16 protein-coding genes are annotated in these 17,049 nt (G+C 72.8%); 6 read left to right on the top strand and 10 right to left on the bottom strand.

Going from position 1 to position 17,049, the window contains the following annotated elements; genetic code table 11:
• Window positions 1–3 precede the first annotated feature (3 nt).
• The 5 genes from ACQP0U_RS09650 to ACQP0U_RS09630 all read right to left on the bottom strand — a co-directional run bounded on the left by ACQP0U_RS09650 (window position 4) and on the right by ACQP0U_RS09630 (window position 5,164).
• Window positions 4–639, bottom strand: coding sequence for a CG0192-related protein (locus ACQP0U_RS09650; RefSeq protein ID WP_433317651.1), 636 nt, complete (start codon window positions 637–639; stop codon window positions 4–6).
• A 13-nt stretch (window positions 640–652) separates the two neighbouring features.
• Window positions 653–1,747 carry an SRPBCC domain-containing protein gene (locus ACQP0U_RS09645; protein ID WP_433317649.1) on the bottom strand — a complete coding sequence of 365 codons (1,095 nt, stop codon included), beginning with the start codon at window positions 1,745–1,747 and terminating at the stop codon, window positions 653–655.
• Between the two features lie 67 nt (window positions 1,748–1,814).
• On the bottom strand, window positions 1,815–2,864 hold the full coding sequence (locus ACQP0U_RS09640; protein ID WP_433317648.1) for an NAD(P)H-dependent flavin oxidoreductase: 1,050 nt from the start codon (window positions 2,862–2,864) through the stop codon (window positions 1,815–1,817).
• 29 nt (window positions 2,865–2,893) lie between these two features.
• Window positions 2,894–4,009 (bottom strand): hypothetical protein, encoded by a 1,116-nt coding sequence (locus ACQP0U_RS09635; RefSeq protein ID WP_433317646.1) that lies wholly within the window; start codon window positions 4,007–4,009, stop codon window positions 2,894–2,896.
• A 162-nt stretch (window positions 4,010–4,171) separates the two neighbouring features.
• Complete coding sequence (locus ACQP0U_RS09630; protein WP_433317644.1) at window positions 4,172–5,164, bottom strand: lectin; 993 nt, start codon at window positions 5,162–5,164, stop codon at window positions 4,172–4,174.
• A gap of 458 nt (window positions 5,165–5,622) precedes the next feature.
• Here ACQP0U_RS09630 and ACQP0U_RS09625 point away from each other — a divergent pair, with 458 nt between their 5' ends.
• A complete protein-coding gene (locus tag ACQP0U_RS09625; RefSeq protein ID WP_433317642.1) occupies window positions 5,623–7,908 on the top strand; it encodes a M64 family metallopeptidase in 2,286 nt (761 codons plus the stop codon).
• 65 nt (window positions 7,909–7,973) lie between these two features.
• Complete coding sequence (locus ACQP0U_RS09620; protein ID WP_433317640.1) at window positions 7,974–8,246, top strand: hypothetical protein; 273 nt, start codon at window positions 7,974–7,976, stop codon at window positions 8,244–8,246.
• Window positions 8,247–8,303: 57 nt separating this feature from the next.
• Here ACQP0U_RS09620 and ACQP0U_RS09615 read toward each other — a convergent pair whose 3' ends face one another.
• Window positions 8,304–9,572, bottom strand: a complete 1,269-nt coding sequence (locus tag ACQP0U_RS09615; protein ID WP_433317638.1) for an Nramp family divalent metal transporter — start codon at window positions 9,570–9,572, stop codon at window positions 8,304–8,306.
• A 251-nt stretch (window positions 9,573–9,823) separates the two neighbouring features.
• Here ACQP0U_RS09615 and ACQP0U_RS09610 point away from each other — a divergent pair, with 251 nt between their 5' ends.
• The 3 genes from ACQP0U_RS09610 (at window position 9,824) to ACQP0U_RS09600 (ending at window position 12,191) form a co-directional block, all read left to right on the top strand.
• Complete coding sequence (locus ACQP0U_RS09610) at window positions 9,824–10,231, top strand: GntR family transcriptional regulator (RefSeq protein ID WP_204944225.1); 408 nt, start codon at window positions 9,824–9,826, stop codon at window positions 10,229–10,231.
• Window positions 10,232–10,314: 83 nt separating this feature from the next.
• Window positions 10,315–11,205: an ABC transporter ATP-binding protein gene (locus ACQP0U_RS09605; protein WP_433317635.1), complete on the top strand. Its 891-nt coding sequence runs from the start codon at window positions 10,315–10,317 to the stop codon at window positions 11,203–11,205.
• Window positions 11,202–12,191, top strand: coding sequence for an ABC transporter permease (locus ACQP0U_RS09600; protein WP_433317633.1), 990 nt, complete (start codon window positions 11,202–11,204; stop codon window positions 12,189–12,191). Before ACQP0U_RS09605 ends, ACQP0U_RS09600 begins: the two co-directional genes overlap by 4 nt.
• Window positions 12,192–12,262: 71 nt before the next feature.
• Here ACQP0U_RS09600 and ACQP0U_RS09595 read toward each other — a convergent pair whose 3' ends face one another.
• The 3 genes from ACQP0U_RS09595 to ACQP0U_RS09585 form a co-directional block, all read right to left on the bottom strand.
• Window positions 12,263–13,351 carry a DNA glycosylase AlkZ-like family protein gene (locus ACQP0U_RS09595; protein ID WP_433317631.1) on the bottom strand — a complete coding sequence of 363 codons (1,089 nt, stop codon included), beginning with the start codon at window positions 13,349–13,351 and terminating at the stop codon, window positions 12,263–12,265.
• A gap of 75 nt (window positions 13,352–13,426) precedes the next feature.
• Window positions 13,427–14,257 carry an ABC transporter permease gene (locus ACQP0U_RS09590; RefSeq protein WP_433317629.1) on the bottom strand — a complete coding sequence of 277 codons (831 nt, stop codon included), beginning with the start codon at window positions 14,255–14,257 and terminating at the stop codon, window positions 13,427–13,429.
• The gene (locus ACQP0U_RS09585; RefSeq protein WP_433317628.1) at window positions 14,254–15,222 is read right to left on the bottom strand and encodes an ATP-binding cassette domain-containing protein; all 969 of its coding nucleotides are present in this window, start codon (window positions 15,220–15,222) and stop codon (window positions 14,254–14,256) included. Before ACQP0U_RS09585 ends, ACQP0U_RS09590 begins: the two co-directional genes overlap by 4 nt.
• A gap of 84 nt (window positions 15,223–15,306) precedes the next feature.
• Here ACQP0U_RS09585 and ACQP0U_RS09580 point away from each other — a divergent pair, with 84 nt between their 5' ends.
• Window positions 15,307–15,660 (top strand): hypothetical protein, encoded by a 354-nt coding sequence (locus ACQP0U_RS09580; RefSeq protein ID WP_433317626.1) that lies wholly within the window; start codon window positions 15,307–15,309, stop codon window positions 15,658–15,660.
• 20 nt (window positions 15,661–15,680) lie between these two features.
• Here the strand turns inward: ACQP0U_RS09580 and ACQP0U_RS09575 are convergent, their stop codons facing one another.
• A complete protein-coding gene (locus ACQP0U_RS09575; protein ID WP_433317624.1) occupies window positions 15,681–16,943 on the bottom strand; it encodes an ROK family transcriptional regulator in 1,263 nt (420 codons plus the stop codon).
• Window positions 16,944–17,049 lie beyond the last annotated feature (106 nt).

Here is a 17,049-nt window from a genome sequence, read left to right as displayed (position 1 = left end):
AGATCAGCGCGTCCTGGCGTACGCCAGCGGCACGGTCGTCGACTGACCGTGCCAGCGGCCGCTCAGCGTGGCCCCGGCCGACGCGTCGGCCCCGGCCCCCGGCCGGCGCACGACGACCAGCTCGACGGTGTCGGTGTCGATGAGCGTGGTGTCCTCGTCGACCACCCGTCGCACCGCGCCGACGGCCGGTACGCGGACGCCGGTGACGCCGTCGACGACGACAGTCACCGTCGGCTCCCGCACCTCGCGCCGGCCGTCGACCTCGAAGTACTGCTCCGCCTGGCCGCTGCCGGTGAGGATCGCGTGGGCGAGCGCGGCGGCGTACACCGGGTCGACGCAGCCGTCGTACACCCAGCGCCGGCCGAGCACCGAGTGCTCGGTGGTGCCGACCAGCCAGCCGTCCGCACCGTCGAGGGGCGCGGCACGGTAGGTGAGCGGAACGTGGTGGACCGGCCCGTCGGCGGCTCCGATGAGGATCGTCTCGATGCCGACCTCGCCGGCCGGGTCGTCGAAGCGGTAGGCGCCTCGGCTCACCACCTCGACGCCCTTCGGTCCGGCGAACCACTGTCGGTCGGGCAACCAGGCCGTCAGCAGGTCCAGCTTCGTGGGGTGCAGGGTCGCCTTGTGCAGCAATGCCATGACGGCAGCCTAGTCAGAGGCCTGCGCAGGGTTGCCCGCCGATCGCGCAGCTCTCCGGTTCCCGGGCCTTCGGCCGGCTGTCGCGGACGTCGAAGTTGATCGTCCGGGATCCCCCGGGCGCCACGGCGGCGCCGGTGAAGGTGATCGTCCGTCCGTCCTGTCGCCAGTTCGCGCCGTCGACGTCGTCGACGGTGGTGCCTTCGGCGAGGGTGACCACCACGGACCAGTCCGCCACCGGCGCGCCGCCGGGGTTGCCGACCACGATCTCGCCCGTGTAGCCGAACAGGCGGTCGGAGTCGGTCTCGTAGCGGGCCACCATGGGCGTCGCCTGCGGCGGGGGTGGCGCGGCCGACGTGGGCGTCCGCGAGGGTTTCGCCGACGGGGTCCGGCTCGGGCGGGTGGTCGCCGACGCGGTGGTCCGCGTGGGGCGTACCGAGGGGGTCGCCGTGGGCGCAACTGTGGTCCTGCCTGCCGCCACGCTCGGCGACGCGGTGGCTGTCGGCGCGGGCGCGGCGACCGGCTTCGCGTCGGGAGGCAACGTCACCCACGCCGCCGTCCCCACCACCAGCACGGCCCCGGCGACCACGGCGACAAGCGTGCGACGCCGACGGGGGTTGCGGCCGGCCCTGCCGCGTACGCCGACCAGCGGCAGTTCGGCTGTCATCCCGCCGTCGCCGCGGCGCAGATCGACCTGCTGGAAGGCGAGCCAGTCGAGGATGGCCGGCAGCCGCACGGTCAGCGCCTGCCGGAGCTGCTGCTCGCGGGGCTCGTGCTGCTCGGCGGACCACGCGCCGTGCGTGGTGACCTCCCGCAGCTCCATCCGGCAGCCCTGCTTCGTGGCCGTGACCGTGCAGGTCAGCTCACTGAGCCGGCCGGCCTCGTCGCAGGCCAGCACGAGGAGGTCCGGCTCCTGCCGCTCGGTCACCTCGACCTCGACGTTGGCCTCGAAGCCGGGCAGGTCGGCCGTCTGCAGCAGCATCCGGTCCGGTACGCCCTCGACCGTCTCGGCCTCGGCGAACCACCGGCCGAGCAGCTCCCGATCGGTAAGTGCGAACCAGACCCGCTCAGGCGGGTGGGACAGGTCGACCTGCGCACCGATCTCAATCACGGCGAGACTCTAACGGGTTGCCCGCCCGGCCTGTCCCGCCCGCCCGAGTCGGTCGCCGGTGTGCTGGTCAGCCCCAGCGGCTGGACCGCTCGACCACTGTGGCCAGCGCGGCCCGGGCGTCGGCACTCACCTCGGCGACCACCTGCGCCGCGGGCAGGTCCCGGGCCAGCGGGTGCGCCTGCCCGGCCCACAGATTGGCCACCGACGCGTCCCCGTCGCGCCGGGCGGCGGCGAGCAACGGACGCGTCAGGTGCAGCACCTGGGGGTAGCCGCGCGGTGCCACCGTGTCGTGCTCGCGCAGGAAGTCGTTGGCCACGCCACGGGCCCGCTTACCGGTGTACGACCGGGTCAACGCGGTGGGCGTAACGCCGGCCACCGCCGCCCGGTGCATCGGCGAGCTGCCCGCCTCAGGGCAGCGCAGGAAGGCCGTGCCGAGTTGCGCGGCGGCGGCGCCGGCGGCCAGCACGGCGGCCACCGCGGGGCCGTCGACGAGGCCGCCGGCGGCCACCAGCGGCCGGTCACAGCGGGCTGCGGTCAGCCGGAGCAGCGGCAGCAGCCCGTAGTCGTCGTCGTCCGGTAGGCCACCGCGATGTCCGCCGGCCTCGGTGCCCTGCACCACCACCGCGTCCACACCCCTATCGGCGGCGGCTATCGCTGCCTCCGGGCGGGTCACCGTGGCCCACACCTCGGTGCCGCGCTCGCGCAGGGCGGTCACCGCCGCCCGGTCGGGCAGCCCGAACACGAAGGACACGACCGGGACCGGGTCCGCGAGCAGCGCGGCCAGCTTCTCCAGGTACGCGTCGTCGCCGCCCACCGGCTCGCCCAGGCTCACCCCGCGCTGCGCGGCCTGCGGGGCGAGACGTTCGGCGTACGCCTGGATGGCGGCCTCGTCGACGCCGCCGGGGTCGGGCAGGAAGACGTTGACCCCGAACGGCCGATCGGTACGGGCACGGACCTCGGCGACGTCGGCGACCAGCCGGCCGGCGTCGATCATGCCGGCGGCGAGGAAGCCCAGCCCACCCGCTGCGGACACGGCGGTCACGAGCGCGGGCGTGGACGGGCCACCGGCCATCGGGGCGGCGATGATCGGGTGGCGCAACGTGGACAGGACGGACATCCCCCCATCCTGCCGCAGGCCTGGTCCGCTCACCGGCGCGCGGTGTGCCTCCACCGCAGCACCCCGGCCAGCGCGAGCAGGACCAGCAGTGTCCCGGTGCCGACCGCCAACGGCCAGGTCCGCTCACTCAGCCCGGTGGTGTCCTCGGCGATCGGACGGTCGAGGGTGGGCAACACCGGAGCGGCGGACTCCGTGGGAGGCGCGGCGGTGGCGGTGGTGGCCGTGGCCGGGTAGCGCAGGATCGTCGAGCGGGTGCCGGCAGGTTGACCGGCGGACTCGGAGACGGTGAGCAACGACCGGCCGTCGCGACTGTAGGTGATCGACTCGCCCTGGGGCTCGTCCGGCAACGGGGTGATCCGTGGGGTGCCGGTGGTCAGCGCGCGCACCACGTCGCCGTCGGGCACGTCGTACTCGAAGGCGTCGGCGTAGCTGCGCAGCACCACCCGCCGACCGTCCGGTGCGCTCGCCGCGCCGGTGATCACCCCGCGACCCAGGAACGAGAACGGGTTGCTGGTCGTGGTCGTCGGTACTGTCACCTGGCCGAGCGCGGTCAGCGGCGTCGTCGCCTCCGCCCGCAGCGCGGTGGTCGGCGCGTACAGGAAGACGGTGCCACTGCCGCCCTTGGTGACGATCAACGGTTGACCGGACGCGTCCAGCAGCAGCGCCTCGGCGTCGTGCGGACGGTCCGGGTAGGTCATCCGGTGCAGCACCGGCTGCTCCGCCCCCGGCGCGAGCCGCCACACGCCGACCGTCGGCCGGGAGCGGTCGTTGTCGCCGATGTCGGCGACCCAGACGGTGCCGTCCCGGCCGACGGCGAGGTCCTCGGTGTCGCGGGGCCGGGACGGGAAGGAGACGGTTCGCGCCACCGCGCAGCGCTGGTCGAGGAAGAAGATCCGGCGGCGGGCCTCGTCGTCGGCCCCGTCGTTGATCACCACGTACCCGTCGTCGGTGGCGACCATCCCGGAGATCTCGCGGAGCCGGTCGTCGCGCACCTGGCAGACCGGGGTCCCCGCCGCCGCCGCGCCCGCCGTGGCGGCGCCCGGCACCAGCGCCACGGCCGGCGGCAGCACGCCCGCGAGCAGCGCGGTCAGCACCACCCCCGCGCGAGCACGCCGCCCCCAGGTCAACCGTCCGCGTACCCGCATCGCCCACCCTCCTCGTCGCGGCCGGGACCGGCCACCCGCCCATCCTGGCCGATCCCGGCCACCGGCGGCGGTCATCGGGGGGACACGCGCGGGCCCCTGTCGATGTGCTGTCGCCCGGCCTGATTCTGGAGCGGGAGGGTGGCCGCGTCCGCTGGGTGTCCGCTAGCGGACGGACCAGCGCTGGGCGCCGCTGCCGTTGCACGTCCAGAGCTGCGTGGTCGTGCCGTTGGCCGTGCCGCCGGAGGTCACGTCGACGCACTTGCCGGCGGCTGTGAGCACGATCGTGCCGTCCGTGCGGAACGTGAAGCGCTGCGCGGCGGTGCCGTTGCAGGTCCAGATCTGCACCCTCGTGCCGTCGGCGCTGGCTCCACCGTTCACGTCCAGGCACCGATCGCCGTAGACGCGCAGCTCCCCCGTGGCGGTGCGGGTCCAGCGCTGGTTGGTGCCCCCGTGGCAGTCCCAGATGATCGTGGGGGCGCCGGCGGTGGTGCTGGCGCCGGAGACGTCGAGGCATCGCCCGGAGGCGGGGTTGACCAGGCCGACGGCGGTGCCTACCGGCGGCCCGCCCGCCGGGACCAGGCTGCCGGGCACCGACTGCAGCGCGGTGAACCAACGGGCCGCCATCTTGTCGTACCCGCCGGCGTTCGGGTGGACGCCGTCAGCGAGGTCGGCGGTGGTGAGCGCGGCGTGCATGTCGACCAGGTGCACCCTGCTGCCCTTCTGCGCCACGATCCCGGGGATCGCCGCGTTGTACGCCTGCACCCGGGCCTCCAGGTTCGGGTCGGCTTCCGGGGTGATGGTGGCGACGAAGACATCCGCTCCCGGAGCCGTCGACCTGATCTTGTCGATGAGGGCGGAGAGCCGGGCCGGAGCGTTGGCGAGGTTGTAGTTCTGGTTCACGTCGTTGGTGCCGATGTGCAGCAGCACCGTCCGTGGGTCGGTGGCCCGCAACCAGGTGACGATGTTGGCGTCGAGCTGGTCGATCCGCCAGCCGGAGTGGCCCTCGTGGTCGTGGTCACCGAGGCTGGCCGGCCCGTTGAACCCCGAGCCGACGAAGTCGACTGTGTAACCGCCGCCGGCCAGCCGCTGCCACAGGTTGATCCGGTACCCGCCCGGCACGTTGAAACCGTCGGTGATCGAGTCACCGAGTGGCATCACGCGTACGCCACCGTTCGACTCGGCCTGGGGCGGGTGTGACCTGGGCCAGCGCCAGCACGGCGCCGAGGACGAGCCCGAAGGCCCCGGCGGCGGCCTGTCGTGCGTTCCATCGCATGGTTGATACCTCTCCTCGAAGGTCGTCCGGGACGGTCGGTGGTACGCCGTCCGCCGAAAACGGCGACCACACCCGGAGATATTCATAGATGCTCGACTATCAACTGGACGGTCCGGGCCGGGTCCGGCGCGGAATCGAGCCGAGCGCCGGGCTGGCTGCGCCGAGCGGTCCAGGTCCGACCGGGCTCGACGTCCACCGAGGACCGTCATGGGTTACCCGTCGGTCCGCAGACCGGTACGGTCCGAGATGTCCACGGTCGCGGCAGGCCCGGGGCGACGGCGTCCCGGTGGCCCGGTGGCCCGGCACCGCCCGGCCGACCGGCACAGGGAAGGGGCGCAGGGTGCGGATCAGAGCGGGGTTGTGTGTCGCGGCGCTCGTCGCGGCGGGGCTGACGGTCGCCACACCGGCCGCCGCCGCACCAATGGCCAGCGCCACAGTGGTGCCGATCCAGGTCACCGGTGACCCGGCGACACGGTTCAACCTGGTGCTGCTCGGCGACGGCTACACCGAGGCCGACCAGCCCACCTTCCGGGCGCACGTGGACCGGCACCTCAACACCCTGTGGACGATCGAGCCGTTCAAGTCCTACCGCAGCTACTTCAACGTCTACGCCGTCGAGATCGCCTCGCCGGAGTCCGGGGTGGACTGCGACCCCGGCCTGTCCGCGCCGAGACGTGACACCGCGCTGGGCATGGGCTTCTGGGGTGGTTGCAACCCGGCGAGCGTGCAACGCCTGCTCACGGTCGACGGCACCGCCGCCAACACGTACGCCGACCTGGCCGTCGGCACCAATCCCGGCAACCGGCAGCTCATCGCACTGGCCAACAGCGGCACCTACGGTGGGGCCGGCGGCAGCAACGCCACCGCCTCCGGCGGCAACGCGCTCTCCGCGCTGATCAGCCCACACGAGCTTGGGCACTCCCTCGGTGGTCTGCAGGACGAGTACGACTACTACGGCCGTGGGGTTCCGGGCGACACCTACAGCGGGCCGGAACCGGACTCGGTGCACCACACCGTGCTGACCGAGCGCCAGATGCGCGACACCCGGGCGAAGTGGTGGCGTTGGCTGGGTGAGCCGAGCGAGGCGGGCGGGACGATCGGCCGCTACGAGGGCGGCCTGTACCTCCAACGCGGGGTGTGGCGACCGAGCCGGCACTCGATGATGAAGTCGCTGGGCTTCTACTTCGACCAGGTCGGCCGGGAGCGGATGACCGAACGGATCGCCGCCCGCGTCGGCATCGTGCAGGGCGGCACGGCCACCGATCAGGCGGTCGGCGCGGACCGTCTGCTCTGGGTGGACACGCTGCACCCGGTGAGCCATGCGTTGACAGTGACGTGGTCGGTGGACGGCAGGGCGGTGCCACGCACCGCCAACACCCGCCACCTGGACCTGCGGAAACTTCGGCTCTCCCCCGGCCGGCACACGGTTACCGCCACGGTGACCGACCCGACGGAGTTCGTCCGCGACCCGGCGGTCCGCAGCTCACCCGCGCTGACCCAGACCCGCACGTGGACCGTGGACACCGCGGTGCGTACGCCTGTGGTGGAGTCACCGCTGGCGATCACCGCATCCACCGCGACCGACCGGTCGGTCGGCGCGCACGACGTGGTGTACGTGCGGACCAACCAGCCCACCGATCGGGCGCCTCGGGTGCGCTGGTCGCTCGACGGCCGACCGGTGGCCGACACCGGCACCGACCGGGACGTGGACCTGGGCGGCCTGCGCCTGTCACCGGGCACCCACCGGCTGACCGCCCGGGTCAGCGACCCGGGCACCGGCAGGACGGTGACCCGCACCTGGACTGTCGACGCGACCCGGCCCGACGTGGCGTACGCGCTCTCCGAGCCGCTGCTCACCACGACCCGGCCCGGCCGACCCCCCGAGTACGTGTACAACGGCCCGTTCACCATGGGGCTGACCGGCACCGACGACGGCACCGGCCAGGTCACCTCGGAGTTCCGGCTCGACGGCGACGGTTGGCACAACTACTACGGCTGGCCCACCGACGCCCGATCGCCGTTCCTGTTCACCGCCACCGGCACCGACGTGGACGGCCTGGTCTACGGCAACCTCGGCTCGGGCGGTCTGTCCGTCTCCCCGTTCGCCGAGCGGTCGCCCGGGTACGGCCGGCACACCGTCGAGTACCGGGGCATCGACGCCGTGGGCAACATCGGGTCGGCTCGCGCGTTCGTGGCCACGCTGATCCCGCCACCACCGGCCTGCACCACAGTGGTCACCGGCCGACACGCCGGCCCGCTGACCGTCGCCGCCGGTGTCACCTGCCTGCGCGCGGCCACCGTGACCGGCTCGGTCACCGTCGCGCCCGGCGCCGCCCTGGTCGCCCAGGGCTCCTCGATCGCCGGCAACCTGGCGGCGTCCCGCGCCACCGCCGTCGAGTTGCTGAACACCGAGGTACGCGGCGCGGTGGCGCTGACCGGCACCACCGACCACGTCACTGTGGTGGGGGCGCGGGTGGCCGGGCCGCTGACGCTGACCGGTACCGCATCGGCGCCCATCCTCGCCGGCGGCCAGGTGGGCGCGCTGGCCTGCTCGGGCGGCCCGGCCCCGGTCGACCTGGGGGCACCCACCACGGTGCGGGGTATCAGCCCGGCGCGGGGGGCCTGACTGCGGCGGTGGCGGGTAGGCAGCGGACCGGCGGCATGTCGACACCCGCCGGGTGGGAGGCTCCGATGAGCACGTACCGGGACGAACAGGGCGGCACGTTCCCTCCTCCGGAGGCGGATGCCCTTGAGCAACGACAGGACGCGTTCGACGTCGGGCCGCCGGACCGGGTGTCGGGTGACGTGGACCCGGAGGCGGCCGAAGCCGACCTGGCCGAGCAGGGCGCCTTCCCGGCGGGCACGCTCGAGGAGGTGACGTCGCTGCCGGCCGACGCCAACGCGGCGGACGCGCTCGAACAGCGCCAGGAGATCCCCGCCCGCGACGAGGGGCGTCGTACCTGACCACCCGCCCCGCCGGCTCCGGCCGAGCCCGGCCGGAGCCGACGCTGACCGGCCGGCTCAGCCGGCGACGACCTGCCACAGGAGGAACGCGTTGAGCGCGACCACCAGCACGGCCACCAGGGACGCGGCGGCGGTGGTGAGCGGGTGGTTGACCAGGTTGCCCATCAGGTCGCGCCGACGGGTGAAGGCGACCACCGGGATCAGCGCGAACGGGATGCCGAAGCTGAGGATGACCTGGGACAGCACGAGCGCCCGGGTCGGGTCGAGGCCGATGGCGAGCACGGCCAGCGCGGGCAGCAGGGTGACCAGCCGCCGCAGCAGCAGCGGAACCCGCCGCCGCAGGAAGCCCTGCATGATCACCTCTCCGGCGTAGGTACCGACGCTCGTGGAGGCGAGCCCCGAGACCAGCAACGCGACCGCGAACCCGAACGCGGCGGCGGTCCCGATGGTCTGCCCGAGCCCGGCGTGCACCCCCTCCAGGCTGTCCGCGCCGGCCGGACCGCCGCCCCGGAAGCTGGCCGCGGCGATCAGCAGCATGGCGAGGTTGACCGCGCCGGCCGCGCTCAGGGCGAGCAGTACGTCGGTGCGCTGGCCGCGGAACAGGATCCGGCGCTCGGTGTCGTCGGCTGCGGGAATGCGGTCCCGGGTGAGCGCGGAGTGCACGTAGATGACGTGCGGCATGACCGTCGCGCCGAGGATGCCGGCGGCCAGCAGCACGCTGTCCGTGCCCTGCAGGCGCGGCACCAGACCGGCCATGGCCGAGGCGGGATCCGAGCCGGAGGCGAGCAGGTTGGCGGCGAAGGCCAGCACGATCACCCCGAGCAGGACGGCGATGACGACCTCGAAGGCGCGGTACCCGCGCGAACGCAGCGCGAGCACGGCGAACGCGGCCGTGCCGATGATGATCCCGCCGGGCAGCAGGGGGATGCCGAAGAGCAGGTACAGGGCGACCGCGCCGCCGATCACCTCGGCCAGGTCGGTGGCCATGGCGACCAACTCGGCCTGCACCCACATCACCCGGTTCACCGGCCGGGGTAGGCGTTCCCGGCACAGCTCGGGCAGGCTGCGCCCGGTGGCCAGACCCAGCTTCGCGGTGAGCGTCTGCACCAGCATCGCCATCAGGTTGGCCACCACCACGACCCAGACCAGCAGGTAGCCGTAGCGGGCACCGGCGGCGGAGTTGGTGGCGAAGTTGCCGGGGTCGACGTAGGCGACGGCGGCGACGAACGCCGGGCCGAGCAGGATCAGCCGCCCGCGTACGCGACCTCGGGCGCGGGCGGCCTGTAGTGGAGTCGCCCTCGACGTCGTCAGTTCGCTGGTGACCATCGAACACCCCCGTCCACGCGGATCGCTGCCGGTCCCTTCCCGTCGGGTTGACCCGTCGGTGCCAACCGCTGGCCTGCCGGTGCCATCGAGGTCGGCCCGCCGCGCGGCCAGGGCACGGACGGGCAGGCGCGCCGGACGGGACACGCCGCGCCCGAACAGAACGTGCCGCGACGGGCTTGACAGCCGGAGGGTCGCCGATGAAGCTGTCTATTAGTCCTACTGTCGTAGGACAACAGGAAGGATCATCGGGAGTGATCGAGTTCGTACTGGACAGCCGGTCGAAGGTGAACACCTACATGCAGCTCGTGCAGCAGGTGAAACAGGCGCTGCGGGTCGGCCTGCTGACGCCGGGCGACCAGTTGCCGAAGGTCCGGGACGTCGCGCAATCCCTGGCGATCAACCCGAACACGGTGCTGAAGGCGTACCGGGAGTTGGAGATCGAGGGTCTGGTCGGCGGCCGACCCGGGGTGGGCACGTTCGTCCAGCGCACCCTGGCCGGCGCGTCCCTGCCCAATCAGGCCGAGCTGCGCGACGACCTGGTCGCCTGGCTGCACCGGGCGCAGACCGCCGGCCTCACGGCCGAGGACGTCATCGCCCTGGTGGAGACGACGCTGCGCGCCACCCTCGCCGACGACGCCCCGCAGAAGGAGCCCGCGTGAGCGAGCAGAGCGCATGAACCATCAGGCACCGCAAGCACTCGCACGACCGCGCAGCGGTGGCGAGCAGAACGAGAGGACACGGGATGGACATGGTCTTGGAAGCAGACCGGCTCGGCAAGAAATACGGCAGCACCTGGGCGTTGCGGGACTGCTCGCTGCATCTGCCGGCCGGACGGATCGCCGCGCTGGTCGGGCCGAACGGCGCGGGTAAGAGCACGCTGTTGCACCTGGCCGTCGGGCTGCTCAAGCCCGACGCGGGCACGGTCCGGGTGTTCGGCAGGTCCCCGTACGGCGACACGGAGGGCCTGGCCGACATCGGCTTCGTCGCCCAGGACACCCCGCTGTACCGGGACTTCACGGCGTCCGAGTTGGTCATCGCCGGCGGCAAGCTGAACAGGCGGTGGGACGCGGCATTGGCCCGCCAGCGGCTGGCGCAGCTCGGCATCCCACCGGACAAGCCGGTCGGCAAGCTCTCCGGCGGTCAACGGGCCCAGGTCGCGCTTGCCCTGGCACTGGCCAAGCGCCCCCGGCTGCTGCTGCTCGACGAACCGGTCGCCAGCCTCGACCCGCTGGCGCGACGGGAGTTTCTCCAGTCGTTGATGGGCAGCGTCGCGGAGTCCGGCACCACAGTCCTGCTCTCCTCGCACCTGCTGGCCGACCTGGAACGCGTCTGCGACTACCTGATCGTGCTCAACGCCTCCCAGGTGCAGCTCACCGGCGCGGTCGACGACCTGGTCGCCGAGCACCGGCAGCTCGTCGGGCCGCGCCACGACGGCGGCGTGATCGGGGGCGTCGCCGCCGTGGTCCGGGCCAGCCACACCGATCGGCAGTCCACGCTGCTGGTCCGCACCGACGGGCCGGTCACCGATCCGGCCTGGACGGTCCGCGAGGTCAGCCTGGAGGACGTCGTGCTGGCCTACCTTGCCGACGGCACCACGCAGACCAGTCACAGCGAGTGGGGAGTAGCAGCATGATCTGGTTGACCTGGCGGCAACACCGCAAGCAGGCGCTCTACACCGTGCTGGCGTTCGTGGCGCTCGCCGCTCTGCTGGTGCCGATCGGCCTGTCGATGCGGAGCACCTTCAGCGACCTCGGGCTGACGGACTGCGTCAGCCAGCTTGCCCGTGCCGACGTGGCGCAGACAACCCGCGAGACCTGCGACGCGGGCTTCCACCGCTTCAGCAACCAGTACGGCAGCCTCAACCTGCTGGCCGTCCTGCTGATCACGCTGCCGGTGCTGGTCGGCCTGTTCTGGGGCGCCCCGCTTGTCGCCCGCGAGGTGGAGCAGGGCACGCACCGCTTCGTCTGGACGCAGGGGGTCGGCCGGAACCGGTGGGCCCTGGTGAAGTTCGGACTGGTCGGCGCGTCCGTGCTGGTCCTCGCGATCGGCTACGGGCTCGGCATGTCCTGGTGGGTCGAGCCGCTGACCCAGACCGCCCAGGAGGGTCGCCTCGGCATGATCGTCTTCGATCTGCAGGGCATCGCCCCGATCGGCTACACCCTGTTCGCCGTGGCGCTCGGCATCTTCGCCGGCACGGTGTGGAAGCGGATGCTGCCCGCCATGGGCATCACGCTCGCCGGGTTCATCGGCGTACGGGCGGCGGTGGAGATCCTGGCCCGGCCGCACTACCAGGAGGCCCGCACCAAGACCTTCCCGATCGAGGGGGAAGGGCCACCGGAGATCAGCCGAGGGGACTGGATTCTCACCCAGGGCGTCCGCAACCCGGACGGGACGATGATCGCGGAGGACACCCGGATCCAGTGCCCGCCGGGCGGGAAGGGGCCGGACGGTCGGGTCTGCGGGTCCGAGTTGGGCCTCGAACCGGGCGCGTACAACTGGCAGCTCTACCAACCGGCGGACCGGTTCTGGCTGTTCCAGAGCATCGAGACGGGCATCTTCGTCGCCCTCGCCGTGCTCCTGCTCTACCTCGCGGTGCGCCGGGTCCGCCGGATCGCCTAGGGCGCGACGCCGGATCGCGTGGGCAGTGACGGGTGTTCGCCGGGGGCGCGGGGGCCTCGGCGAGCACCCCGTCAGCGCAGGCCCTCGACGGTGAGCGACAGCCAGGACGCCAGGTCGTGCAACTCCTCGTGTACGCCCCGGGTCACCTCCGGGCTGAAGGGCACGTCCTCATGGACGGCGTGCACGGTGAACGTGCCGCGCCGACGCTCGGCGGTGGCGTCCACCTTTCCGACCAGCCGATCGCCGTGCAGGATCGGCAACGCGAAGTAACCCCACCGTCGGCTCGTCCTGGGCTTGTACATCTCCAGCACGTACTCGTACTCGAAGAGGTCCGCGAGGCGGACCCGGTCGTGCACCAGCCGGTCGAACGGCGACAACAGCGCCGTACGCCCGGTGAAGGGCTGCCCGAGCGCGGCCGGGTCCACCCGCCACTCCCCTGCGACGCCCTCGATCACCGCCGGCTCGCCGGCGGCACCGACCTCGGCCGGCTCGCCCGGCACCACCACCGCCTTCTGCCGAGCGATGCCGAGCGCCCGCAGCCGTCGCTCGTCGCGGAGCCGGCGCGCCTGCTCCAGCTCGACGGCGGGCACGCCGGCCGGGTAGACCCGCTCCGCCACGTCCCAGAGCCGCTGTCGGCCCTGGCGGCCGGCGATCGCGACCTCACCGCGCAGGACCAGGAACTCCAGCATCTGGGTGACGTTGCGGTTGTTGGTCCAGCCCGACGACGGCCAGGGCACGACGCTCGTGTCGGGGATGTCCCGGGAGAGCAGCGGACCGGCACTGCCGAGCAGGTCGAGCACGTCCCGCCGGAACGAGTCGTTGGCGCGCAGCCACTCGCGGTGGCGCTCGTGACCGGGCGACGCCGCCATCGCCGCGAGGAAGAGGCCCAGGTCGTCCATCGGCCGCACCATCGCCTGGTGCTCGAAGAGCGTCCGGTGCCGTTCGAGGGCCTCGCGCATCTGCGCGGGCTGGTACGACGAGCCGAGCCGGCTCCAGCAGACGAGGTCGGCGCTGGGTGCCACGGCGGCGGTCGGGTCGATCTGCACCAACGTCAGTTGGCGGATCACGGTCAGCAGGTCGGTCGGACGCGGAGCGGCCAGTAGTTGGGCCCGGATGGCGATCCGCCGCGCCTGGGCCCGATCGAGTCGGTACGCACCCACGTCGGCGAGCCTAACCGCGACCACCGACAACGAGCGGGCCCAGGCAGGTTGGATGATCGCCATCCGGGTTCGGGCTCAGCCGGCCAGCCGCCGGTAGCGGGCGACCGAGAGCGGCAGGAAGACCGCGACCAGTACGAGCGGCCAGACCACCGCCAACCACGGGTAGTGCTGCGCCGCCCAGGAGTCGCCACCCCAACCGGGGTTGCCGAACAGCTCGCGGGTGGCGCCGACGGTCGCCGACAGCGGGTTCCAGGCGGCGACCGCACCGAGCCAGGCGGGCATGGTGGACGGTGCGACGAACGCGTTGGAGAGGAAGCCGAGCGGGAACTCCAGGGTCTGCACGGCCACCACTGCCGTCTGCCCACGGGTGACCAACCCGAGGAAGATGCCCACCCAGATCAGGGCGAAGCGCAGCAGGAGGATCAATCCCACCGCTGCCAGCGTGGCACCGACCCCACCGTTCGCCCGCCACCCGATGGCGAGACCGGTCAGCAGCAGGGCCCCGAGAGTGACGAGCGCGAACAGCATGTCGGCCACTGCCCGCGCCACCAGCGGCGCGAGCGGCGAGACGGGCATCGACCGGAGCCGGTCGGTCACCCCGCGCTCCAGGTCCTCGGCAACGGCGATCGTGGTGAGGCTGATGCCGAAGACCATCGTCATCACGAACATGCCGGGCATCAGGAACTCCCGGTAGCTGCCGCCGCCGGGCACCTGCAACGCGCCACCGAACAGGTAGGCGAACATCAGCACGATCAGGATGTTGAAGCCGAGCGAGGCGATCAACGGGCCAGGATCGCGTCGCCACCGGGCCAGGCCGCGCCAGATCAGCGTGCTGCTGTCGGCCAGGAGGGTGGGCCGGCCGGGCGTCAGGTCCACCGCCGGGGCCGGCATGCTGACCGCGCTCATGCTGCCACCTCGGCGGCCGGTGCCCGGTGCCCGGTGAGGTGCAGGAACACGTCGTCCAGGGTCGGGCGGCGCAGCGCGACGTCCGCCACCGGAACGTTCACGGCGTCGAGCGCCCGCAGCACGTCGACGAGCGCGCCGGACCGATGACCGACCCGGACGCTCAGCATCCGCCGGTCCACGTCGACAGTCGGTTCGTCGTCAGCGGCCCGGCGTACCTGGATGACGGCGGCGGCGAGGTCGGTCGGTGCCGCGACGACCACCTCGATCCGGTCGCCGCCGAGCCGGGCCTTGAGGTCGTCCGGGGTCCCCTCGGCGATGACCCGCCCGGCCTCGACCACCGAGATGCGGTCGGCGAGCTGGTCGGCCTCATCCAGCTGCTGGGTGGTGAGCAGCACGGTGGTGCCGGCGCGGACCAGCTCCCGGATCGACTCCCACACCTCGTTGCGCCCCCGCGGATCCAGCCCGGTGGTGGGCTCGTCGAGGAAGAGGACCGAGGGGGCCAGGATCATGCCGGCAGCCAGGTCGAGCCGACGCCGCATGCCCCCGGAGTACGTGCTGACCGGCTGGTCGGCCGCGTCGGCGAGGCCGAAGCGTTCCAGCAGCTCGACCGCCCGGTGGCGAGCACGGCGGCGCCCCAGGTGGAACAGCCGGCCGAAGAGCACCAGATTCTGCCGACCGCTGAGTGCCTCGTCCAGCGCGGGATGCTGCCCCACCAGCCCGATGCGGTAGCGCACCTGCTCGGGCTGGCGGGTCACGTCGAACCCGGCCACCTCGGCACGACCCTCGTCGAGCCGGAGCAGGGTGGACAGGATCCGTACCGAGGTGGTCTTGCCGGCCCCGTTCGGGCCGAGAAGGCCACACACCGTTCCCTGCCGTACCCGCAGGTCGAAACCGTCAAGCGCGTGCCTGTCCCGATACCGCTTGCGCAGCCCTTCGGCCCTTATCGCGTCACCACTCGTCGCCACAGCGCTCCCCTCGTCCCACCGACGTTGCTACCGTACGACGTACGGTAGCTGATACGCCAAAGGTGGTCGACTAGGTTCGGCGACATGTCGATGTCATTGGACGGGCGGCGGTTCGCCGCCGTCGCGGAGGTGGTCGCCGGCGAGGTGGGCACGGAGACTGTCTTCTCGTACCACGAGCGGGACGGTGAGGTGTGGGCCGAGTACGTCGGCGGGTCGATCCGCCGCGGCCGGCTCGTCGGCACCCGCGACGGCGACCTGTTGGACTTCCGGTACGTGCAGCTCAACACCGACGGAGAGACCTCGTCGGGGCACTGTGTGTCCGAGGTGACGGTGCTCGACGACGGCCGGCTCCGGCTGCACGAGACCTGGTCCTGGGAGTCCCGACCGGGCAGCGGCACGAGTGTGGTGGAGGAGCTGCCGCCCGCGTCAACCCCGTGATCCACTCGACACCGCGACGGCTATGCCGACTCTGCGGTCCCCACCTGGCCCGCGACGCCGACATTGAGCGGGTCGGCCAGGAGTTTGTCGAACGCCAACTCGGCGGCGCCGATCAGGACCGCGTCGCGGCCCAGTGCCGCCGCGTGCAGGCGCAGGTGCTCGCGGGAGGCGGGCAGTGGCATCGTGTCCAGCCGGGCCCGGACCACGTCCGCCCCGGCGGTGAAGATGTCGCGCAGCGAGCCACCGAACACCACGGCGTCCGGGTTGACCACGTTGACCAGGTTCGCCACGCCGAAGCCCAGCCAGTCCGCCACCTGCTCGACCGCCGCGCGGGCGGTCGGGTCGCCGTCCTCTGCCGCGCGCAGCACCTCGGCCACCGCCGCGCGGTCGCTCGGGTCACGGCCCGCGTGCCGCAACAGCGCGGCCTCGGAGATCTCGGTCTCCCAGCAGCCGCGTGAACCACAGCCGCAGGGCAGGCCGTTGGGGTTGACGACCATGTGCCCGACCTTGCCGCTGTGACCCCGGTGACCGATCACCAGTCGGCCGCCGACGATGATGCCGGCGCTGATGCCCAGGTCGCCGTGCAGGTAGATGACGTCGTCGATGCCGACCGCGACGCCCCGGACGTGCTCGGCCAGGCCGGCGATGTCGGCCAGGTCCCCGGCCACGAAACCGGGACCGGCACTGAACTCCGCCTCCAGGGCGGCGCCGAGCGTCTCGTCGAGGCTGGCGACCCGGATCCTGCCGTCCGGGTCGCGAGTGGTGTCGGTGACCGCGGCAGCGCCGCCGACCAGCAGCACGTCGCCGGCTACGGAGCGTTCCATGTCACGGACCAGATCGGCGAGGGGCCCGACGGCGTCGATCGCCGACATGCCGCTGGGCCGGGGGATCTCCCGCAGATCGAGGATCTGCCCGCCGAGGCCGACCCGGGCGGCACGCAGCCGGTCCGCGTCGATGCTCAACGCGTGTGCGTAGACCCGGTCGGAGCGGGGACTGACCACAAGTGAGGGGCGGCCGGCCCGGCGGGTGGTGGCTGGTGCCTCCTCGGTGACCAGGCCGCTGGTGACCAGGTCGGCCGCGAGGGCGCCGATGGTGCTTCGGTTGAGGCCGAGCCGGCTGGTCAGCTCGGCGCGGGACGTCGGTCCGTTCAGGTGGACGTAGCGCAGGACAGCGCCGAGGTTCTGCCGCCGGATCTCCTCCTGGCTGGCGCCGGGGACCGACGGCAGCGGGGATTCGGTGTTGCGGCCGACGCCGGCTGGCCTGGCCCGGACTGGTGTCGCCACGGTCAGACCTCCTTCCGGGTCGATGCCGGTTGGTGCGAGGGTGCGGGGACGACGATGGGTCCCGGTAGAGGAGACCCGGGACCCATCGGCGTTGCTACCTACCGTG

This window comes from Micromonospora sp. CA-269861 (assembly GCF_050948505.1).
GTDB lineage: Bacteria > Actinomycetota > Actinomycetes > Mycobacteriales > Micromonosporaceae > Micromonospora.
The sequence above is the reverse complement of the archived record's forward strand: the minus strand, read 5'-3'. Positions and strand labels throughout refer to the sequence as shown.